This is a genomic window from Mixta intestinalis (assembly GCF_009914055.1).
Lineage (GTDB): Bacteria > Pseudomonadota > Gammaproteobacteria > Enterobacterales > Enterobacteriaceae > Mixta > Mixta intestinalis.
Genome location: NZ_CP028271.1, coordinates 2168382 through 2190580, shown reverse-complemented (window position 1 = coordinate 2190580; position 22199 = coordinate 2168382). Strand labels below are relative to the sequence as shown.

Annotated in this window: 13 protein-coding genes and 1 pseudogene; 4 read left to right on the top strand and 10 right to left on the bottom strand. The window is 54.2% G+C overall.

Annotated features, from left to right (window positions below):
• Positions 1 to 67 precede the first annotated feature (67 nt).
• The 7 genes from yfaE to C7M51_RS10255 all read right to left on the bottom strand — a co-directional run bounded on the left by yfaE (position 68) and on the right by C7M51_RS10255 (position 8353).
• Positions 68 to 319 (bottom strand): class I ribonucleotide reductase maintenance protein YfaE, encoded by a 252-nt coding sequence (gene yfaE / locus C7M51_RS10285; protein ID WP_425281008.1) that lies wholly within the window; start codon positions 317 to 319, stop codon positions 68 to 70.
• 11 nt (positions 320 to 330) lie between these two features.
• Positions 331 to 1461, bottom strand: a complete 1131-nt coding sequence (gene nrdB / locus C7M51_RS10280) for a class Ia ribonucleoside-diphosphate reductase subunit beta (protein WP_160621708.1) — start codon at positions 1459 to 1461, stop codon at positions 331 to 333.
• A 152-nt stretch (positions 1462 to 1613) separates the two neighbouring features.
• Complete coding sequence (gene nrdA, locus C7M51_RS10275; protein WP_160621707.1) at positions 1614 to 3899, bottom strand: class 1a ribonucleoside-diphosphate reductase subunit alpha; 2286 nt, start codon at positions 3897 to 3899, stop codon at positions 1614 to 1616.
• A 467-nt stretch (positions 3900 to 4366) separates the two neighbouring features.
• Positions 4367 to 5365: a transketolase family protein gene (locus tag C7M51_RS10270; protein ID WP_160623625.1), complete on the bottom strand. Its 999-nt coding sequence runs from the start codon at positions 5363 to 5365 to the stop codon at positions 4367 to 4369.
• On the bottom strand, positions 5365 to 6207 hold the full coding sequence (locus tag C7M51_RS10265) for a transketolase (RefSeq protein ID WP_160621706.1): 843 nt from the start codon (positions 6205 to 6207) through the stop codon (positions 5365 to 5367). Before C7M51_RS10265 ends, C7M51_RS10270 begins: the two co-directional genes overlap by 1 nt.
• 19 nt (positions 6208 to 6226) lie before the next feature.
• Entirely contained in the window at positions 6227 to 6976 is a 750-nt protein-coding gene (locus C7M51_RS10260; RefSeq protein WP_160621705.1) for an SDR family NAD(P)-dependent oxidoreductase, read from the bottom strand.
• A 45-nt stretch (positions 6977 to 7021) separates the two neighbouring features.
• Positions 7022 to 8353 (bottom strand): MFS transporter, encoded by a 1332-nt coding sequence (locus tag C7M51_RS10255; protein WP_160621704.1) that lies wholly within the window; start codon positions 8351 to 8353, stop codon positions 7022 to 7024.
• A gap of 370 nt (positions 8354 to 8723) precedes the next feature.
• On the opposite strand from C7M51_RS10255, the gene C7M51_RS10250 reads away from it, so the two are divergent.
• The gene (locus C7M51_RS10250) at positions 8724 to 9644 is read left to right on the top strand and encodes a LysR substrate-binding domain-containing protein (protein ID WP_160621703.1); all 921 of its coding nucleotides are present in this window, start codon (positions 8724 to 8726) and stop codon (positions 9642 to 9644) included.
• 431 nt (positions 9645 to 10075) lie between these two features.
• On the top strand, positions 10076 to 12139 hold the full coding sequence (locus C7M51_RS10245) for a right-handed parallel beta-helix repeat-containing protein (RefSeq protein ID WP_160621702.1): 2064 nt from the start codon (positions 10076 to 10078) through the stop codon (positions 12137 to 12139).
• Positions 12140 to 12220: 81 nt separating this feature from the next.
• Here C7M51_RS10245 and ubiG read toward each other — a convergent pair whose 3' ends face one another.
• On the bottom strand, positions 12221 to 12940 hold the full coding sequence (ubiG, locus tag C7M51_RS10240; protein ID WP_160621701.1) for a bifunctional 2-polyprenyl-6-hydroxyphenol methylase/3-demethylubiquinol 3-O-methyltransferase UbiG: 720 nt from the start codon (positions 12938 to 12940) through the stop codon (positions 12221 to 12223).
• A gap of 174 nt (positions 12941 to 13114) precedes the next feature.
• On the opposite strand from ubiG, the gene gyrA reads away from it, so the two are divergent.
• Together gyrA and rcsC are read left to right on the top strand one after the other, a co-directional pair.
• A complete protein-coding gene (gyrA, locus tag C7M51_RS10235) occupies positions 13115 to 15751 on the top strand; it encodes a DNA topoisomerase (ATP-hydrolyzing) subunit A (RefSeq protein WP_160621700.1) in 2637 nt (878 codons plus the stop codon).
• Positions 15752 to 15947: 196 nt separating this feature from the next.
• A pseudogene (gene rcsC, locus C7M51_RS10230) lies at positions 15948 to 18804 on the top strand (two-component system sensor histidine kinase RcsC).
• 63 nt (positions 18805 to 18867) lie between these two features.
• Here the strand turns inward: rcsC and rcsB are convergent.
• Positions 18868 to 19521, bottom strand: a complete 654-nt coding sequence (rcsB, locus tag C7M51_RS10225; RefSeq protein WP_038625137.1) for a response regulator transcription factor RcsB — start codon at positions 19519 to 19521, stop codon at positions 18868 to 18870.
• A 1-nt stretch (position 19522) separates the two neighbouring features.
• Positions 19523 to 22186: a phosphotransferase RcsD gene (gene rcsD, locus C7M51_RS10220; RefSeq protein ID WP_160621699.1), complete on the bottom strand. Its 2664-nt coding sequence runs from the start codon at positions 22184 to 22186 to the stop codon at positions 19523 to 19525.
• Positions 22187 to 22199 lie beyond the last annotated feature (13 nt).

The following is a 22199-nucleotide window of genomic DNA, read 5'->3' as shown; positions in this document are numbered from 1 at the left end:
GGGATGCAAGCGTTATTGACGGGATGATGGCTGCGGTGGAAAAGCGAATAACGGGCCGTCGCCCGTTTTACAGCTCTATTTCAATATCGCCGTTGGCTTTGCAGCAGCAGGGCAGAATTTCGCCCTGCTGAATAAAGGCCAGCGGCTGACCGGCATAGCTGACTTCGCCCTTTACCAGGCGTGTGCGGCAGGAGCCACAGTATCCTTCGCGACACTGATATTCCACGCAAATGTTATGCGCTTCCAGCAGCGCCAGCAGCGAAGGATGCTCGTCGCTGCATTCCAGCTGTGCGCCGGAAAGGCAGAGTTTGATGGTCATGCCCGCCATGGTTACAGCTGGAAATCGTCGAAGTCGTTTTCGCCCACTTCGGAATCGATCTGGCCTACCAGGTAGGAGCTAACCTCAACTTCCTGCGGCGCGACCTGCACGTTATCGGAGACCAGCCAGGCGTTGATCCACGGAATCGGGTTGGATCGCGTCTGGAACGGCAGATCCAGCCCTACCGCCTGCATACGAATATTGGTGATGTACTCAATATACTGGCAGAGGATATCTTTGTTCAGGCCGATCATTGAGCCGTCGCGGAACAGGTATTCCGCCCACTCTTTCTCCTGAATCGCTGCCAGTTTGAACAGGTCATAGCACTCCTGGCGGCACTCCTGAGCAATCTCCGCCATCTCCGGATCGTCTTCGCCGCTGCGCAGCAGGTTCAGCATATGCTGGGTGCCGGTCAGGTGCAGCGCCTCATCGCGCGCAATCAGGCGGATAATTTTCGCATTGCCTTCCATCAGCTCGCGCTCGGCGAAGGCGAAGGAGCAGGCGAAGCTGACGTAAAAGCGAATCGCTTCCAGCGCGTTCACGCTCATCAGGCAGAGGTAGAGCTGCTTTTTCAGCGCGCGCAGGTTGACGTTAACGGTTTTGCCGTTGACCTGATGAGTGCCTTCGCCCAGCAGATGCCAGTAGCTGGTCATCTCGATCAGATCGTCGTAGTAGGCCGAAATATCGCTGGCGCGCTTCAGGATCTGCTCGTTGGTCACGATATCATCAAATACCAGTGCCGGATCGTTGACGATGTTACGGATGATATGTGTGTAAGAGCGCGAGTGGATGGTCTCCGAGAAGGCCCAGGTTTCCACCCAGGTTTCCAGCTCCGGGATAGAGATCAGCGGCAGCAGCGCCACGTTCGGGCTGCGTCCCTGAATAGAATCCAGCAGCGTTTGATATTTCAGGTTGCTGAGGAAGATATGCTTTTCATGCTCCGGCAGCGCCTGGAAATCGATGCGATCGCGTGAAACGTCTACCTCTTCCGGACGCCAGAAGAAAGAGAGCTGTTTTTCAATCAGTTTTTCGAAGATGTCATATTTTTGCTGATCGTAACGCGCGACGTTAACCGGCTGACCGAAGAACATCGGTTCCAGTAGCTGATCGTTTTTGTTTTGTGAGAAAGTGGTGTAAGCCATATTTCATTCCACATGCTAACGGGACAGGCTGGCCTCGCGAGCGGGGCGCTGACAGCCGTTCTGACCGCAGATACTGCGGCCTGCCATGTTGTGACCGCGCCTGGCGCGGCCAAAAGAAGTGTCATGACCGGCTGCCTGCCGGTCAGACCCGATTAAATTTTACAGGCGCCGCTTTCGCAGCCGTCGTCCTGGATAGCAGGCGCGATATCATCCTGCGCATCTTCCGCACCGTCACGGGTGTTCTGGTAGTAGAGCGTTTTTACGCCGAACTTATAGGCGGTGAGCAGATCTTTCAGCAGCTGCTTCATCGGCACCTTGCCGTTGGCGAAGCGGGACGGATCGTAGTTGGTGTTCGCCGAAATCGCCTGATCGATAAATTTCTGCATCAGGCCAACCAGTTGCAGATAGCCATCGTTGCCCGGCATTTCCCACAGCAGCTCATAGCTCTCTTTCAGACGTTCGTACTCCGGCACCACCTGGCGCAGGATGCCATCTTTCGAGGCTTTAATGCTGATATGGCCGCGCGGCGGCTCGATACCGTTGGTAGCGTTAGAGATCTGTGAAGAGGTCTCGGACGGCATCAGCGCGGAGAGCGTGGAGTTGCGCAGGCCGTGCGTTTTGATCGCTTCGCGCAGCGTATCCCAGTCGAAATGCAGCGGCTCGTTGCAGATCGTATCCAGATCTTTTTTGTAGGTATCGATCGGCATAATGCCCTGGGCGTAAGTGGTTTCATTGAACCACGGGCAGGCACCCTGTTCCTTCGCCAGCTCGTTGGACGCCTTCAGCAGATAATACTGAATCGCCTCAAAGGTTTTGTGCGTCAGGTTGTTGGCGCTGCCGTCAGAATAGCGCACGCCATGCTTCGCCAGGTAGTAGGCAAAGTTAATAACGCCGATACCAAGCGTACGGCGGCCCATTGCGCCGCGCTTCGCCGCCGGAATCGGGTAATCCTGATAGTCGAGCAGGGCGTCGAGCGCACGTACCGCCAGCGTTGCCAGCTCTTCCAGCTCGTCCAGGCTGTCGATAGCGCCAAGGTTAAAAGCGGAGAGCGTACAGAGCGCGATTTCGCCGTTTTCGTCGTTTACATCCATCAGCGGCTTGGTCGGCAGGGCGATTTCCAGACAGAGGTTAGACTGGCGCACCGGCGCGATAGTTGGATCGAACGGGCTGTGGGTGTTGCAGTGGTCAACGTTCTGAATATAGATACGACCGGTGGAAGCGCGCTCCTGCATCATCAGCGAGAAGAGATCGACCGCTTTCACGCGCTGCTTGCGGATGCTTTCATCCTGCTCATATTTCGTATAAAGACGCTCAAACTCATCCTGATCGGCGAAGAACGCGTCATACAGGCCCGGCACGTCAGAAGGGCTGAACAGGGTGATATCCTGGCCCTTCAGCAGGCGCTGATACATCAGCTTATTGATCTGTACGCCGTAATCCATATGGCGCACGCGGTTGCCTTCCACGCCACGGTTATTCTTCAGTACCAGCAGGCTTTCAACTTCCAGATGCCACATCGGGTAGAACAGCGTTGCCGCACCGCCGCGCACGCCGCCCTGCGAGCAGGATTTCACCGCCGTCTGGAAATGTTTATAGAACGGAATGCAGCCAGTATGGAACGCTTCGCCGCCGCGAATCGGGCTGCCCAGCGCACGGATACGCCCGGCGTTGATGCCGATACCGGCGCGCTGGGAAACATATTTCACGATGGCGCTGGAGGTGGCGTTAATGGAATCCAGGCTGTCACCGCACTCGATCAGCACGCAGGAGCTGAACTGGCGGGTCGGGGTACGCACGCCGGACATAATTGGCGTTGGCAGCGAGATTTTAAACGTGGAAACCGCGTCATAAAAACGCTTCACATAATCCAGACGCGTCTCGCGTGGATAGTTGGAGAACAGGCAGGCGGCAACCAGAATATAGAGGAACTGAGCGCTTTCATAGATTTCGCCGCTGACGCGGTTCTGCACCAGATATTTGCCTTCCAGCTGCTTCACCGCCGCGTAGGAGAAGTTCATATCGCGCCAGTGGTCGATAAAGCCATCCATCAGCTCGAACTCTTCGCGGCTGTAGTCTTCCAGCAGATGGCGGTCATATTTACCCATTTCGACCATGCGCGAGACCTGATCGTACAGTGCAGGCGGCTCAAACTGGCCGTAGGCTTTTTTACGCAGGTGGAAAATGGCCAGGCGAGCGGCCATATACTGATAATCAGGCGCGTCACGTGAAATCAGATCGGCAGCGGCCTTGATGATGGTTTCGTGAATATCGGAGGTTTTAATGCCGTCGTAGAACTGGATGTGCGAACGCAGCTCAACCTGAGAGACGGAAACGTTATTCAAACCTTCCGCAGCCCAGTCGAGAACCCGGTGGATTTTATCCAGATTGATGCGCTCTTTGCGGCCATCGCGTTTAGTGACGAGCAGACTCTGATTCATGTCGCGTTTTACCTGTCCGTGAAAAGTGTTCCCCCTGTTTATACACAGACTGCTCTTTGTGAGTAACTCTGTGGATAAACACTATATGTAGGGGTTGAAGAATGAATGAACAACTAGATGGTGAGTATTCTAGTAAGTTATCGCTCCAGCACAATACTGATTTTGTCTTGCTGAAGACTTGCTTTTTTCAGCTTTTTTCTTAAGTCCGCGTTTCGCAAGGCCCACCGGCTTGTCAATGCCGAAGCAAAAAAAAATGAAATTTTGATCGAACGCTGGTTTTCTGAACATTGCGCTAACATCCAACTTGCGCCATGCACCTTTTCTGCTAAATGGCTGCCCGATTATCTGGCGAATACGGATGAAAAAGCAGCAAAATGAAGGGATAAATCAAGGATAAGTAAATAAAAAGGAAAAATATTGTTCTTGTGGGGGAAGCAGGTCGCCGGATGAAACCGACGACCTGCGGGTTATTTCAGGCGCGCTTTGATCTTCTCAATCATCATGGCAATGGAAATGCCGTAACGATCGTGTAGCGTCGGCAGCGCACCGGCGTCCAGGAACGCATCGGGCAGGGCAATGGTATCGAAATCGACATGCACCCCTTTACGCATCAGCAGCGAGGCCACCGCTTCGCTCAGGCCGCCTACCGCCGTATGGTTTTCGGCGGTGATCACCAGACGTCCCGGTTTCGCCGCCTGCTCCAGGATGGTTTTCTCATCCAGCGGTTTAATGGTAGGCGAGTGCAGTACCGCTACGCTGATGTTCTCCTTGCGCAGCTGCTCCGCAACCGCCAGCGCGCGCATGGTCATCAGGCCGGAGGCGATAATCAGCACATCCTTGCCGTCTTCCAGCAGTTTTGCCTTACCGATTTCAAAGCGATAGTGATATTTATCCAGCACCACCGGCACCTTACCGCGCAGCAGGCGCAGGTAAACCGGGCCGTTATGCTCAGCCATCGCTGGCACCGCCTGCTCAATATCGAGCGCGTCGCAGGGATCGATAATCGTCATGCCGGGAATGCCGCGCATGATAGCCATATCTTCCGTCGCCTGGTGACTGGGGCCGTAGCCGGTAGTCAGGCCGGGCAGGGCGGCAGCGATTTTCACGTTCAGGTGTTCTTCGGCGATCACCTGATGGATAAAATCGTAGGCGCGGCGCGTGGCGAACACGGCGTAGGTGGTGACGAAGGGAATGAATCCCTCTTTCGCCATCCCGCCCGCCGCGCCCATCAGCAGCTGCTCTGCCATCCCCATCTGGAAGAAGCGATCCGGGTAAGCCTGAGCAAAGATGTGCAGGTCGGTATATTTTGCCAGGTCGGCGGTCATGCCGACAATATTCTGACGCTGGCGCGCCAGTTCCACCAGCGCATGACCGAACGGCGCGGAGCGGGTTTCCTGACCTTCTTCCGCAATGGAGGCGATCATCGCCGAGGTGGTCAAACGGGGTTTAGACTGTGACTGCGACATCATGCGACTCCTTGTGGTTGAGCATCTAATATGGCCAGCGCTTTCTGCCACTCGTCGGCATCGACGCGGATAAAGTGGTTTTTGTCACGTTCCTCAAGGAAAGGAACGCCTTTGCCCATCAGCGTGTCGCAGATAATCACGCGCGGCACCGGTGCGCTATGGTTTTTAGCGTTATCGAAGGCGGCAATCACCTGACGCAGATCGTTGCCGTCAACGCGCTGTACGTACCAGCCGAAAGCGGCCCATTTGTCGTGCAGCGGTTCATAACCGAGGATTTTCTGCGAGTTGCCGTCCGCCTGCTGGCGGTTGACGTCAACCAGGTTAATCAGGTTATCCAGCCCGTGATGCGCCGCTGACATCGCTGCTTCCCAGGTAGAGCCTTCGTCCAGTTCACCGTCTGACATGGAGTTGATGATCAGCGCCGGATTTTTTTTCTGTTTCAGACCCAGCGCCATACCGACCGCGATGCTCAGCCCCTGGCCCAGCGAACCGCCGGAGATTTCCATCGCTGGCGTATAAGACGCCATGCCGGACATCGGCAGGCGGCTGTCGTCGGAGCCGTAGGTTTCCAGCTCGCTTTCCGGGATGATGCCCGCTTCAATCAGCGCAGCGTAGTAAGCGATAGCGTAATGGCCGTGCGACAGCAGGAAACGATCGCGGCCTTCCCATTCCGGCTCGTCAGGGCGGAAATTCATGGTGTGGCAAAAAGCGGTTGCCAGCACATCAGCGATACCCAGCGCCTGCCCGATATAACCCTGACCCTGCACCTCTCCCATACGCAGCGCGTAACGGCGAATGCGCCAGGCTGCTGCGGCCACCTTCTGTAATTCACTCTGTGACATAGTCTGTTCCTCAGCAGGTTTAGTGGATTAACATTCCGCCGTTCACGTCGAGCGTAATGCCGGTGGAGTAAGCGGAAAGCGGGCTGGCCAGGAACAGCGCCGCGCCGGCGATATCGCTGGCGTCACCCAGACGGTTAAGCGGGATACCGGCGAGAATAGACTGACGCATCTCGTCGGAAAGTTTACCGGCGGTGATATCGGTCTGAATCAGGCCGGGGGTGATGGCGTTAACGCGCACGTTATCGGGGCCAAGCTCACGCGCCATCGCTTTCATCAGGCCCAGTACGCCTGCTTTAGCGGCGCTATAGTGCGGCCCACCGAAGATGCCGCCGCCGCGCTGGGCGGAAACGGAAGAGATACAGATGATGCTGCCGGCGCGCTGACGGCGCATGGTAGGGATAACCGCCTGTGACATCAGCAGCGTACCGCGCAGGCTGACATCCAGCACCGCGTCGTAGTTGTCGCGTTTGATATCCATCAGCTTGATTGGTTGGGTAATGCCGGCGTTATTTACCAGTACGTCGATACGGCCATATTTCGCCAGTACCTGTTCAATCGCAGCGTTGACCTGCTGTTCGTTGGCAACGTTAGCGGCGAGGCCGAGGTGATCGCTACCGAGCTGGCTGGCTGCTGCTTTGCTGGCCCCGGCGTCCAGATCGATAATCACCACTTTTGCGCCCTGGCTGGCAAACATTTTGGCGGTGGCGAAGCCCAGACCGCGAGCGGAAGCGGCACCGGTAATAACGGCAACTTTATCTTGTAACAGCATAATTAACTCCATTCATAACAGTAAGAATAAACAGGAGGAATCGGTTTATTGCGGCTCGTCCAGCAGGCAAATTAATACCAGGCCGATAGCTGCGCAGACACCGAAATAAGTGAATACCGCGTTGAAGCTGCCGGTTTTATCAAGCAGGAAACCGGCAACCATCGGAGAAACAAAACCGCCCATATTGCCGCCGCTGTTAATAATGGAAGCGGCAATCGGGTAAGTTTTACTGTCGGCGACTGCCATGCCGTAGGCGGTAAAGGCGGGCCAGCCGATATTAAGGCAGAGACCGACCATAAACAGGCCAGCGCAGATCGTCAGGGTGCTGCCGGAAATATTCAGCATCACCAGCATCATAATTACGGTGGTGACAGCGGTGAACATCATGGTGGGTTTACGGCGGCGGCCCAGCAGTTTATCGGAAATAAAGCCGCCGCTAATCGCACCAATTAATCCGCCGATACAGGGCATGGTGGCGACGAAACTCATATTAACGAAGTTAAAACCTTTCTCCTGCACCAGGTAGAGTGGAATCCAGGTTAATAAACCGTAGAGCACGCTGACCATCATAAAATAGGCCAGAAAATCGCCGATAATATTTTTCGATTTAAATAACCCTTTTGCGGTATCGATCGGGGCCAGTTTTTTAACCCGAATGATGCGGTCAAGCCGCGCGAATTTAGGGTGCATAATTAAATTCTGGCGCGGTTTTTCGCTGGTGCTGCCGTTATCGGCATGAATAATATCCAGCTCGCCCTGGGAAACAAAACGGCTCTCTTCCGGTTTGGTTTTTACCAGCAGATACCAGGCAACGGCGATCGCCATGCCGGGAATGGCAAAGGAGAAAAAGACCCAGCGCCAGCCCCAGGTAACAGCAATCCAGACCGCCAGCGGCGGTACGATAATCGGCGCGAACATGGTGGCAGCGATAAAGACGCCGGTGGCGGTTGCTTTCTCTTTTGCCGGAAACCAGTTATTAATGGTAGAAGCCAGGCCAACCGGGCAGGGGCCTTCGCTCAGGCCCAGCGCCAGCCTGATCCATTTCAGCCCCAGCACCGAAGTGGCGGTACCCATTAGCCAGGTAAAAAAGGAAAAGCCGAAGATGGAAAGGGCGACGGCACCGCGTATTCCTTTTTTAGCAATGAAAAATCCGGCGGGAATCTGGCTCAGCGCATAGCCCAGGAAAAACATACTGGCAATAGCGCCCGCTTCGAAATTATTGATGTGAAATTCATCAATAATAAAGGGCAGAACGGCACCGATATTTGTTCGGTCAGCGTAATTTATCGCATAAACAATAAATATTAGAGTAAGAACAACGAAACGATAATTGGTGCGCCTGACGTGCGGAAAGGCGGTGGCTTCTATTTTCGACATGTTATCAGCCTCTTTTAAAGATATGGCATGAGTCAGATTAAAGTTTGTAGGGCATTCATTTTTTCAACGGTTTTTTTCACCAGGTGGGTTGAATATATGCATTGAAAAAATAATGGGAAGTTAAAAAACTTCAATTGTGGCTGAGGAAAATTTGATTCGTGACTGGCATCATAAAGATAACGCCAAAAATGGCTGTTTTGATAAATAAAGTGATGTCAATGAACCGAGGTGAAAAGTGTAATTGCGATCACGAATTAATGGCGCGTTTGCGATATCACCGGGAGATGATTAATTTCCAGACGCGATAAATTGTTGCTATGCAGCGGTTAAGATATACTTTCGACGTTTATTGCTGACGGCTGAGGATAATGTGATCGATGTAAAGAAAAATGTGCTTCCTTTACCCTCGTTGAAAAATTTGTTGGCATTTATCGAGGTGGCAAATTCCGGGAGTATTAATAATGCCGCAGAGGTATTAAATATTACCTCTTCTGCGGTAAGTCATCAGATCGCTGCGCTGGAAAGCTTCCTTGGTAAAAAACTGTTTATTCGCAGCGGTAAAGGGGTGACGTTAACCCTGACCGGCGAGACCTATCTGAAAGAAATCTCTGGCCCGCTGAACCTCATTGGGCGGGCGACTGAAAAGGTGATGAGCGATATCCATCACGAACATTTGCGCGTGCACTCTTCGCCCAGTTTTGGTTTGCTCTGGCTCATGAAGAGGCTGGATAAATTCAGGCAGGCCTGGCCTGATATCCAGCTTAACCTGACCTGTTCTTATGAAAATGTACAGTTCGCCAGGGATAATGTGGATATTGATATTCGTCACGGCTTTTCCGCCTGGCCGACGCTCAACGTAAAGACCATCAAGAATGAGAAAATGATTGTGCTGGCAGCGCCTGACTACCTGGCGCGCCATCCGGTCTCTTCACCGGCATCGCTGGTGGCGTGCGATCTGATCAACTCCGAGGTCACGCTAATCGGCTGGTACGCCTGGTTCTCGTGGCACGGCGTGGAATATAAAAATAAAAGTTTTGTCTTCAGCTTCGATCGCTCCTATATGAGTTTCGAGGCCGCCTGTATGAATACCGGTTTTATTCTGGAAAGCAATCTTCTGGCGCAGGATTACATTAATACCGGTAAACTGGTACCGGTATTTGACGATCAATATGCGATGCCAGTTAATTCCCATCATCTGGTGTTTCCCCACGCTAATGAGAAAAAAGAAAAGATAAGATGCTTTCTGAAATGGCTGGAAGATGAATTAAATAAAGTGAACTTTCATCTGTAATTCACAACGTATCAGATCGGCCATTACTTTATTTGCAAGCCATAAAAAAACATAAGCCGCCTTGTTTAATTTACCTGAGTTATTTCTGAGGCGGCCTGGGATAATTCTTCTGTTAAGGTGAAGACTTTTTTTGTCTCCTGCCCGCTTAAAATATAAAAACATTTAAAATCAATAAGTTAATCTTGAATGATTAGCGTGGCTAATTTTATATAGTGCGGCGGCTATTTATTATGAATGCGACTTTCATCACGTTAATCCACATCGGATAATTTATAAAATTATTATTCAATAAAAATGAAATATTTTTTCATTTATACGGGAACCGATACTGGAAAAGGACGCAGAGCCGATACAGGCACCACTGACGTAACCGTGCGTCTGTGAAAAAAATAAAAACAATAAGTTACGTTGGAAACACCAAGGAAATTGCCATGAAAACCTTACCTCTTGTCTTACTTCTTAGCGGTGCCAGCGGCGCTTATGCTGCCGAAACGCTACCAAGCGTCGACAGCCTCACGTGGCATACGATTACGTTTGGACAATCTACCGATAAAAATTTTGCGACTAATGTACTGCCGGAAAAAGTGGGCGTTAACCAGGTTACCTTCGGTAACGCTAAAAAAGCCGCCGCGCAGCCGGAAAAACTGAACTTCCCGGCGACTATCGAAAGTCGCGGCGGCAAGATCGGTAACAGCCATGACGGCCTGACCTTCTGGTATACCCGCCTGCCGACCAGCGCCAATATGGTGCTGGAAGCGGAGGTGAATATTGAGCAGTTTGGCCCGGAAAACGAGGCTAAGCCTGCCGGTCAGGAGGGCGCAGGCCTGCTGGTGCGCGATATTCTTGGCAAACCGCGTCAGGAAGAGATCAAAGTTGGCTATGAGGAATTTCCCGCCGCCTCCAATATGGTGATGAACGCCATTATGACGCAGGATAAAGCGACGCATCACCGGGTGCAGGCAACGCTTATCGCGCGTAACGGCGTGACGCAGAGCTGGGGCAATACCGGCGTGGAAATTAAACGGCTTCCCTATCAGCGTGATATCGATCTGCGTAAATCGTCCCATTTCCGTCTGCGCCTGGCGCGTACCGACAGCGGCTTTACCGCCGCGTGGGCACCGGCCGGTAGCGATCGCTGGGTAACGCAGCAGGTTAATGACCCGGATCGCATCAAGGTGCTGGATAGCGAAGGCTACTACGTGGGCTTTTTCGCCGCACGTAACGCGCGTATGACGGTGCATCAGGCGCGTCTGACGCTTTCGCCGCATACCGCCGCTCCGGCGGAAAAATTTGTCAGTAAGCCGCGACCGGCTAACGTAGAGATCGCTTCAGCGGCGGTTTCCGCTTCACCGGACTATCTGTTCCAGCTGCGCAGCGATCGCGACGGCAAACTGATGGTCAACAGCGATGGCATCGAACGTGCTGGTGGCATGGCGCTGGAAGCGGGTAAAATGATCGGCGTGCCGGTGCCGTTAAAAGCGGAGAAAACGCCGATCTATTATACGCTGACGCTGGCCAACGGCGAGAAAATTACCGGAACGCTGAACGTGACGCGGAAAACCGTCGCCGATGCCAATAACCTGTACGCCTCGCCGCAGGGCAGCGCGCAGAACGACGGCAGCCAGGCACATCCGCTTGATGTTGCCAGCGCGGCAGAACTGCTGGCACCCGGCGGCGTGCTCTGGCTGGAAGAGGGCGTTTATCCTTACACCACGCTGACGACAGCCAGCAGCGGCACCGACGATCAGCGCAAAAAAATGCGCCCGCTCGGCGGCAAAGCGGTGTTCCACGGCCTGAAACTCGCCGCCAGCTATTGGGATATTGAGAATATCGAGGTTACCAAAAAAAGCTTCTCTATCTCCGGCAGCTATAACCTGATCCAGCGCGTGACGGCGTATCAGGCAGACGATACCGGGATCTGGGTCTCTTCGCCTGCGGGTCTGGGACGTGCGCTGTGGGCAAGCCACAACGTGATCGCCAATGCCGAATCCTGGGGTAACAAAGATCCTGGCCTGATCAACGCTGACGGTTTCGCGGTGAAAATGCGCGTAGGGGAAGGCAATAAGCTGGTTAACTGCTTCTCCCATGACAACGTGGATGACGGCTACGATCTGTTTAATAAAATCGAGGATGGCCCGAACGGCGTGGTTACCATTGAAAATAGCGTGGCGTTACGCAACGTCAATAATGGTTTCAAACTGGGCGGCGAGGGGATTCCGGTGGCGCATCGCGTTATCGACAGCGTAGCGATTGAAAACGGTATGGACGGTTTTACCGATAACTTTAACCCCGGCGCGCTGTGGGTTAACAATAACATTGCCATCGATAACCATCGCTTCAACTTTATCTTCCGCCCCGGCCCTTATACCCAGCCTGATAATCAGGGCACCTTCAGCGGCAATATTTCGCTGCGCAGTAAACCGGCGCAATATGTTGATGCGGTAGTGGGTAATATCGACGCCAGCAACAGGTTTCAATTGAGCGAAAAACGCTAATCGCGTCTCCTGTTACGACAAAAGCGCCAATGCTGGCGCTTTTGTTTTATCTGACGATTGTTTTTACGTCAGGGAGTGCGATCAGGCGCCGTGACGGGTGTGCAGCATATAGTTAACGTCAACGCCGCGCCCAAGGCGAAAGGTGTCGCTCAGCGGATTGTAGTGCAGGCCGATGATATGCTTCTCACGCAGCGGCGTTTCATCGATCCAGTGCAGCAGCTCCGCCGGACGGATAAATTTTTTCGCGTCGTGGGTGCCGCGCGGCACCATGCGCAGCACATACTCAGCGCCGATTACCGCCATCAGCCAGGATTTAGTATTGCGGTTAATGGTGGAGAAAAAGACATCGCCGCCCGGCTTCACCAGCCTGGCGCAGGCGTGTACCACCGAACGCGGATCGGGTACGTGCTCCAGCATTTCCATGCAGGTCACCACGTCATAAGCGCCACTATGTTCATCGGCATGCTCTTCCACCGTTTGTTGAATGTAATTAACGCTGATGCCGCTCTCCAGCGCGTGCAGACGCGCCACCTCCAGCGGTTCGGCACCCATATCAAGGCCGGTCACCTCTGCGCCTTCGCGCGCCATGCTCTCCGCCAGGATGCCGCCGCCGCAGCCAACGTCAAGTATCTTCTTGCCAAACAGACCGCCGGCATGTTCGGCGATATAGTTCAGGCGCAGCGGGTTGATGCGGTGCAATGGTTTAAATTCACCCTCCATATCCCACCAGCGTGACGCAACCGCTTCGAATTTCGCGATTTCATCATGATCCACATTGCCTGCACGCGCGCTCACACTCATCTTTTTTCACTCCTGACACTGTTTTCCGGAGTATACATCTTCTCGCGGCGATCGGCACGGCGTGACAAACGTGAAAGCGCGCTTAAAACACCGCTTTCCGTTCACCGTAGGGCTGCGATGTGATATACTTTCGCACCTTTAAATCCGGGATAAATGTAGAGGGATAGCGGCTCCATGAGCGACCTTGCCAGAGAAATCACACCGGTTAATATTGAGGAAGAACTGAAGAGTTCCTATCTCGATTACGCCATGTCGGTCATCGTTGGCCGTGCATTACCAGATGTTCGCGATGGCCTGAAGCCGGTCCATCGTCGCGTGCTTTATGCAATGAGCGTGCTGGGGAACGACTGGAACAAACCTTACAAAAAATCTGCCCGTGTCGTTGGCGACGTCATCGGTAAATATCACCCGCACGGCGACTCCGCCGTTTATGACACCATCGTGCGTATGGCGCAGCCGTTCTCGCTGCGCTACATGCTGGTGGATGGCCAGGGCAACTTCGGTTCCATCGACGGTGACTCTGCCGCGGCGATGCGTTATACCGAAGTGCGCATGGCAAAAATTGCCCACGAGCTGCTGGCGGATCTGGAAAAAGAGACCGTCGATTTTGTGCCGAACTATGACGGCACCGAGCAGATTCCCGAAGTGCTGCCGACGAAAATTCCTAACCTGCTGGTAAACGGCTCGTCAGGTATCGCCGTTGGTATGGCCACCAACATTCCACCGCACAACCTCACCGAGGTGATTAACGGCTGTCTCGCCTATATCGACGATGAAAATATCAGCGTCGAAGGGTTGATGGAGCACATCCCTGGGCCTGACTTCCCGACTGCCGCCATCATCAACGGGCGTCGCGGCATTGAAGAAGCTTACCGTACCGGACGCGGTAAACTCTATATTCGCGCCCGTGGCGAGGTGGAAACCGACGCCAAAACCGGTCGCGAAACCATCGTCATCCATGAAATTCCCTATCAGGTCAACAAAGCGCGCCTGATCGAGAAGATGGCCGAGCTGGTAAAAGATAAACGTATCGAAGGCATCAGCGCCCTGCGCGATGAGTCCGATAAAGACGGTATGCGCATCGTGATCGAAGTGAAACGCGATGCGGTAGCGGAAGTGGTGCTGAACAACCTCTATTCGCTGACGCAGTTACAGGTTTCTTTCGGTATCAACATGGTGGCGCTGCATCAGGGCCAGCCGAAGATTATGACGCTGAAGGAGATTCTGGAAGCCTTTGTTCGTCATCGTCGTGAAGTGGTTACGCGTCGTACTATTTTCGAACTGCGCAAAGCGCGTGAGCGTGCCCATATCCTTGAAGGCCTGGCGATTGCGCTGGCGAACATCGATCCGATTATCGAACTGATCCGTCATGCGCCAAGCCCGGCAGAAGCGAAAGCGGGCCTGGTGGCGCGCGCGTGGGAGCTGGGTAATGTGGCTGCCATGCTGGAACGTGCCGGTGATAATGCCGCACGTCCTGAGTGGCTGGAAGAGGAGTTTGGCATCCGTGACGGTCGTTACTACCTGACCGAACAGCAGGCGCAGGCGATCCTCGATCTGCGTTTGCAGAAGCTGACCGGCATGGAGCACGAGAAGCTGCTGGATGAGTATAAGGCGCTGCTGGAGCAGATCGCCGAGCTGATCTACATTCTGGAAAGTGCGGAACGCCTGATGGAAGTGATTCGTGAAGAGCTGGTCGCGATCCGCGATCAGTTCGGTGACGAACGTCGCACGGAAATCACCGCCAATAGCGCCGATATTAATATCGAAGACCTGATCAACCAGGAAGATGTGGTGGTCACGCTGTCGCATCAGGGCTACGTGAAATATCAGCCGCTCTCTGATTACGAAGCGCAGCGTCGCGGCGGTAAAGGAAAATCGGCGGCGCGAATTAAGGAAGAGGATTTTATCGATCGTCTGCTGGTGGCCAACACCCACGACACCATCCTCTGCTTCTCCAGCCGTGGGCGTCTCTACTGGATGAAGGTTTATCAGCTGCCGGAAGCGAGCCGTGGCGCGCGTGGACGCCCGATCGTCAACCTGCTGCCGCTGGAAGCCAACGAGCGTATTACCGCCATCCTGCCGGTGCGTGAATACACCGAAGGCACCAACATCTTTATGGCGACCGCCAGCGGCACCGTGAAGAAAACCTCGCTGACCGAGTTCAGCCGTCCGCGCAGCGCCGGTATTATCGCCGTCAACCTGCGTGAAGATGATGAGCTGATCGGCGTGGCGCTGACCGAAGGCAGTGACGAAGTGATGCTGTTCTCTGCCGCCGGTAAAGTGGTGCGTTTCGCCGAGCAGGCGGTGCGCGCCATGGGCCGTACCGCCTCAGGCGTGCGCGGCATCAAGCTGGCGGAAGGCGATCGCGTGGTATCGCTGATCGTGCCGCGTGAAGAGGGCGCAATTCTGACCGTTACGCAAAATGGTTACGGTAAACGTACCGCGAATAGCGAATACCCAACCAAATCACGTGCGACTCAGGGCGTTATCTCCATCAAGGTCACCGAACGCAACGGGCCGGTCATCGGTGCGGTGCAGGTAGAAGACAGCGATCAGATCATGATGATCACCGACGCCGGTACGCTGGTGCGTACGCGCGTTTCAGAAGTCAGCGTGGTTGGGCGTAACACCCAGGGCGTCATTCTGATTCGTACTGCGGCGGATGAAAATGTAGTCGGTCTGCAACGCGTGGCGGAGCCGGTGGAAGAAGAAGAGCTGGATGCGATCGACGGCAGCGTGGCGGAAGGGGAGGAGGATATCGCCCCGGAAGTGGATACTGACGACGATATCGTGGACGGCGAAGAAGAGTAACACGCTTCTTTAGCTCACCCTGTAAAAGGCCGGTTTTCCGGCCTTTTTTTTGCCTGAAAATGGCGGCTGCGCTTGCGGATCGAGATGTTGTCAAACAGAGAGGCCAGAGCGAACGTCTGGCTTTTTTTGTCATCTACGGCTACTGTAGCGGGATCGAAATTTTTACTATTGGCTGGCGGCAGCGCCCAGGTTTCCCTTGAAATATCTCGTTTCGTTTCGCACTACGCTCAGGATTTCCCGCTATCTGTTTCGCGCGCTGGCGCTGATGCTATGGTCGCTGGGCGCGCTGTTGACCGCCTTTTACATCATCAGCGTGCTGCACGAACAGGAAGCGCAGGCGCGGCAGGAGTTTACGCTTAACTACGATCAGGCGCAGTGGTATGTACGCCACTCTGCCGATATTACCCGCGAGCTGAAATATATTGCTGAGAATCGCCTGAGCAACAGCGCTAACAGTATGGACTTACTGAACGGCGTGTTCCCCGGCAAGGCAACGCTGCCACAGTTTTATCCGCTGGTGCGCCAACTCCAACTGTTCGGCAATGAGCAATACCTGGCGTAACTCACTCGAGTCACTAAGTTATTTCCTCAACTACTGGAAAACCAATTTCGCCTCCTCCTATGAGCTGAACCGCGTCTTTTTTATCGGCGGTGAAGGGCTGTGCATGGCTGATTTCGGCATCGGCAACGGCTCGGTGGATCGTGAACGCACGGTAAAAACGCTGCACGAGCGTATCCTGCGCTACCGCAACAGCAGCGCTGACGAACGCAAAAGTAGCCTCTACTGGGTCAGCAATAACGGTCAGCCGGGCGGTGGCTACTTCTACATGATTACCCCGATCTACATCGCCAATAAACTGGAAGCGCTGCTTGGCATTGAGCAGAACATCCGTCTGGATGATTTCGTTACGCCGGGCAACCTGCCGGTCACCGCTACGCTGATCGACGAGGATAATAAGCCGCTGCTCTCCTCCAATCGCGGGCGCGTCGCCTTTGCGCTGGATGAAATTCCCGGCGATAAAGCGTGGTTCGGCTATGTGGACAGCTACAAGCAGCTGGTGCTGAAGAAAAATCTGCATCCTTCAAACCTCAGCATCGTCTATTCGGTGCCGACGGACGTGCTGGTAGAGCATCTGAAGCTGCTGATTATTAACGCGCTGCTGCTTAATCTGGTCAGCGCCATTATCCTGTTTACCCTGGCCTGGCTGTTTGAGCGCCGTATGTTTCTGCCAGCGGAAGAGAACGCGCACCGGCTGGAAGAACATGAGCAGTTCAACCGTAAAATTGTCGCCTCCGCGCCGGTCGGCATCTGTATTCTGCGCACGCGTGACGGCACCAATATTCTCAGTAACGAGCTGGCGCACAACTATCTCACTATGCTGACGCAGGAAGATCGCCAGAAGTTGACGGAAATTATTAGTGGTCAACAGGTTAACTTTGTCGATCTGCTGACCGGTAGCAATACTAACCTGCAAATCAGCTTTGTGCATTCGCGCTATCGCAATGAGAACGTGGCGATCTGCGTGCTGGTGGACGTGAGCGCGCGCGTAAAAATGGAAGAGTCATTGCAGGAGATGGCGCAGGCGGCGGAGCAGGCCAGCCAGTCGAAATCGATGTTCCTCGCCACCGTCAGCCATGAGCTGCGTACCCCGCTGTACGGTATTATCGGTAACCTCGACCTGCTGCAAACTAAGCAGTTGCCAAAAGGGGTGGATTCGCTGGTGACGGCGATGAACAACTCTTCCAGCCTGCTGCTGAAGATCATTAGTGATATTCTCGATTTCTCGAAAATTGAATCCGAACAGCTAAAAATTGAGCCGCGCCCCTTCGCGCCGCGTGAGGTGATCACCCATATTACCGCCAACTACCTGTCGCTGGTGGTGAAAAAGCGCCTGACGCTCTACTGCCTGATCGAATATGACGTACCGGTAGCGCTGGATGGCGATCCGATGCGCCTGCAACAGGTGGTATCGAACCTGCTGAACAACGCCATCAAATTTACCCACACCGGCTGCATTATTCTGCATACCTATACCCACCAGGGTTATCTGACGGTGCGCGTGCGTGATACCGGCGTCGGTATCGCGGCAAAAGAGATCAACCGGCTGTTCGATCCCTTTTTCCAGGTGGGCACCGGCGTACAGCGTAACTTCCAGGGGACCGGGCTGGGGCTGGCGATCTGTGAAAAGCTAATCAACATGATGGATGGCGATATTGACGTGGAATCGGAGCCGGGTATGGGCAGCCAGTTTACCGTGCGTATTCCGCTCTACAACAGCCAGGTAATGACGCCGCTGCTGCATGAAGGACTACAGGATAAACAGGTGTGGCTGGCGCTGCGTAACGATCTTCTGGCTGACTTCCTGACGCGTCTGCTGACGGCGCACGGTATTCAGGTTACGCGGCTGGAGGAGCAGGCGTGGCAGCCGGACGATGTGATCGTCGCCGATTATGATTTTCAGCCGGAAGAGCCGGTGCGGGCGGTGATTGTTTTCGACGGTGGCCATATCGATATGCCTTACGAAACCGCGCCAGGACGCTGGATCTACAGCACCGCCATGCCGCACGAGCTGCCTGCGCTGCTGGGACGTATCTACAGCGTGGTGGTGGAAGTGCCGGACGGGCTGACTGCGTTACCGGCGCTGCCGACACAGCCGGGCGTCGATAATCACGATATCCTGATACTGGTAGTGGACGATCATCCCATTAACCGCATGCTGCTTTCCGATCAGCTGGGGTCGCTTGGCTATCGGGTGAAGACCGCTCAGGATGGGGTGGATGCACTGAATGTCATCAGCCGCAGCGAGATCGATATTGTGCTGACCGATGTCAACATGCCCAACATGGATGGTTATCGCCTGACGCAGCGTTTGCGTCAGCTGGGGCAAACCTTCCCGGTGATTGGCGTCACCGCGAACGCGCTGGCGGAAGAGAAGCAGCGCTGTATGGAAGCGGGGATGGATAACTGCCTGTCGAAACCGGTTACGCTTGATACGTTGAAAAGTTCGCTGGCGATCTATGCGGAGCGCGTGCGTAAGACGCGTGGCGCGTAGCAGGTGAGGGCGTAACGCGTCATCCCTGACGCGTCGGAACGCTGCCCTGACGGGCAGGCGGGTTTACTCTTTATCCGCCTGTGGCGTGGTGCTGACGGAAGAAAGGTAGTTGAGCAGGGCGATATCGTTATCCACGCCCAGCTTCATCATTGCCGATTTCTTCTGGCTGCTGATGGTTTTAATACTGCGGTTCAGCTTTTTAGCGATTTCGGTAACCAGGAAACCTTCAGCGAACAGGCGCAGCACTTCACTCTCTTTCGGCGACAGGCGTTTATCGCCATAGCCGCCCGCGCTGATTTTCTCCAGCAGTTTGGCAACGCTTTCCGGGGTATATTTCTTCCCTTTCTGCAATGCCGCCAGCGCTTTTGGCAGGTCAGTAGGCGCGCCCTGTTTCAGCACGATGCCTTCGATATCCAGATCCAGCACGGCGCTGAGGATTGCCGGGTTATTGTTCATGGTCAGAACAATAATCGACAGATCGGGATAGTGACGTTTGATATATTTGATCAGCGTAATGCCGTCGCCATATTTCTCGCCAGGCATGGAGAGATCGGTAATCAGGACGTTGGCGTCCAGTTTGGAAAGGCTGTTAATCAGTGCTGTCGAGTCTTCAAACTCACCAACTACGTTGACCCATTCAATCTGTTCAAGAGACTTACGAATACCAAACAGAACGATTGGATGGTCATCGGCAATAATTACGTTCAAATTATTCATCTTATTGGTTACCTTGCTGCAGCAGTTCGTTGACATAGGCGTCAATGTCACTGGTGGTATTTTTGATGTTTAAATCGTCACTCGCTTTAATTTGCTGTTCCAGCTTTTCACAAAGCTCCTTGCCGGGTGCCAGATTAAGCATGGCAAATACCCCTTTCAGGCGATGTGCCGTCTGAGCAAGCGTCGCATAATCCCTGAGCGACGCCTCAGTATACAGTCTCTCAACATCTTCCGGTACTGTCTCGACAAATAGCTGGTAGTAACCACCGCTTAACAAATGCGTGGCTTCCTCCTCCTGTTTATCTTCTTCCGCCGTAAGCGACATATCCTGAGAAAGCTGCTTCTCAATCAGCTGTAACAGCGCATCCTGCAGAGCGCTACTAAGGTTAAAGTTAACCCGGTACTGCCGTTCGTTCAGAACGGTAAAGCCCAGTTCATTATCTGTCAGCAACAGCGACCAGCCGGAAAGGTGCGCCGGATCGTCAGTGATCAGAATATCGTGTGGCTGTTCGGCAAAACGTTCATCTGGCGTAATACATTTCGCTCCCCAGTTCTCCAGTTGATGAGTCACGATCTTACGCACGTCATCAACGGCGATATCAATCAGCATGGTGACATCTTCCAGTAGCTTCTCTTCCTGCTGCTGCTGATGTTCCGGCGGCACGTGTAGCGTGATGTTGTAACGCGTGCCGATTTCCGGGCGCGCCATAATCTCCAGCTGACCGCCCATCTGCTTACAGAGCTGGCGACAGAGGAAAAAAGCCAGCCCGGAAGCCTGCCCAAAGCGATCCGCAGAGGTTTCGCCGAGGAAGGGGAAATCGTGATTGCCCAGCTCATCGGGCGTGAGGCCCGCACCGGTATCGATGATCTGAATATGTAACAGCTCAGGACGATCCGCAGGTGCATCCAGCTCCAGCGAAATTTTGCCCCAGCTGGTGGTGGTCAGCGAATAATGCAACAGGGTAAACAGCACTTTATAAATGGCGCGGCTGTCGCCAAAACGCATCTCATCGCTGTTTAACTGATTGCGCACCAGCAGCGTCAGCCCCTTACGGCGTGACAGCGGCAGCAGCGCCAGCGTCAGTTCATCCAGCAGCGATTGCAGCTGGAAAGAGCTGGCGTCCGGCGCCCAGTCATGCGTTTCCAGCCGGTTGAGCAGCACGATATCATCCACCAGTCGTGCCAGCGCCTGGCTACTTTCCAGCGCGTCAATGGCGCGTTCATCCTCGCTGGTATCGCTAAGCGCCTGTAACTGTTCTACCACCTGCTGTAACGGACGGTGCAGCGCATGACCCAGATTCTGCATTAGCTGCTGCCGTAGCTGATGATTACGGTCCAGCACCTGCTGCGCCTTTTGTAGCTTCTTGTTCACCAGCAGTTCGCGATCCTGATCGCGCATCATAAACAGCTGCGTATGCGGTGAATGGTGGCTGCGGGCGTGGCGAATTTCATACACCTCGTTGTTGACTGTCGCCTGCAATACGCCCTGATGCTGATCGGACATATTAACGATCTTTTGCAAATTAAGATGCGGCAGCAGATGTTCAGCGATTTTGTTGCTGATAATGGTGCGGTTGCTGGCGAAATCATACACCAGCAGTCCAAGTGGCAGGCTGGAGACGATCTCTTCGTTCAGCATACGCAGCGCGTCCAGCTCGGCGCTCTGATTGTCGCCAGGGCGCAGCGTCTGCTGACGCAGTAAAAACAGGCCTGCCAGCGAGAGCAGAATCAGCAGCAGATCGATAATCAGCGGCCACATCAGGTTGTGCAGCGTATCCCAGGCGAGGGTGCTGAGCGGGATACGGTACGTCATCTGCAACGCCGTGCCCGGCAGCGAGGCGGCGATTTCCACGTTCGGATTGCTGAGGCTGATGCGGGTGTTCAGCAGCTCATCTTCGCTTTCCGGGCCGCCGTTCAGCGACGTATCCTGCTTCAGCTGGAAGTTCTCCAGCGGCATATTGTGCGGGATAAGATCGTTGATCGGCATATCAAACGCCACCACGGTTGCCAGGTGACCCGGCTGGTTGAAGGTGGTGCGCACGGTAAAGTAGTGATCGTTTTGCCAGGCGAAGCGGCGCAGCGGCGAGAAACTTTCGCGCTCGTCGAGCGCATTGGCCTGCTGTAACATTTCGGTACGGCGTGCTTCGACGATATTGCTGATGGCGCTCTCTTTATAGCGCGTTGCCATATCTTTTAACGGCAGGGTAGAGATCAGGATCAGGCTGTTATCCTGACCGTTGAGAAAATACATCGACCAGGTGCTGTTTTCCGCGCCCCACAGCGTATCGAGATAGTTGGACATGCGCAGCGTCATATCCAGCGTACTGCTGTCGTGCGAGCCGAAAATCAGCGCCTCGGTTTTGCGCCGGGTTTTCTCCAGATAGTAGACATCCGGGCGCAGGCGCGTCTCCTGCAGGCTGGCCGATGGCGTTGTACCCGCTGCGCTGGTCGCCAGATTTTCATAAATCTGCCAGGTGGCGAAGCGGTAGGTATCGATGCGCTTCTGTACCGCATGGGTAATATCCGCCATCGCATAGCGCTTTTCCATCAGCCAGGCGTTGACCGAGTTATGGATCATAAAGCCCAGCGCCAGCAACAGCAGCAGAATAAACAGCATGAAAAACCGTGTTACGTTGCTGGAGGAGAGAGGAAGCTTGTACATCATAATGAAAGGAAGT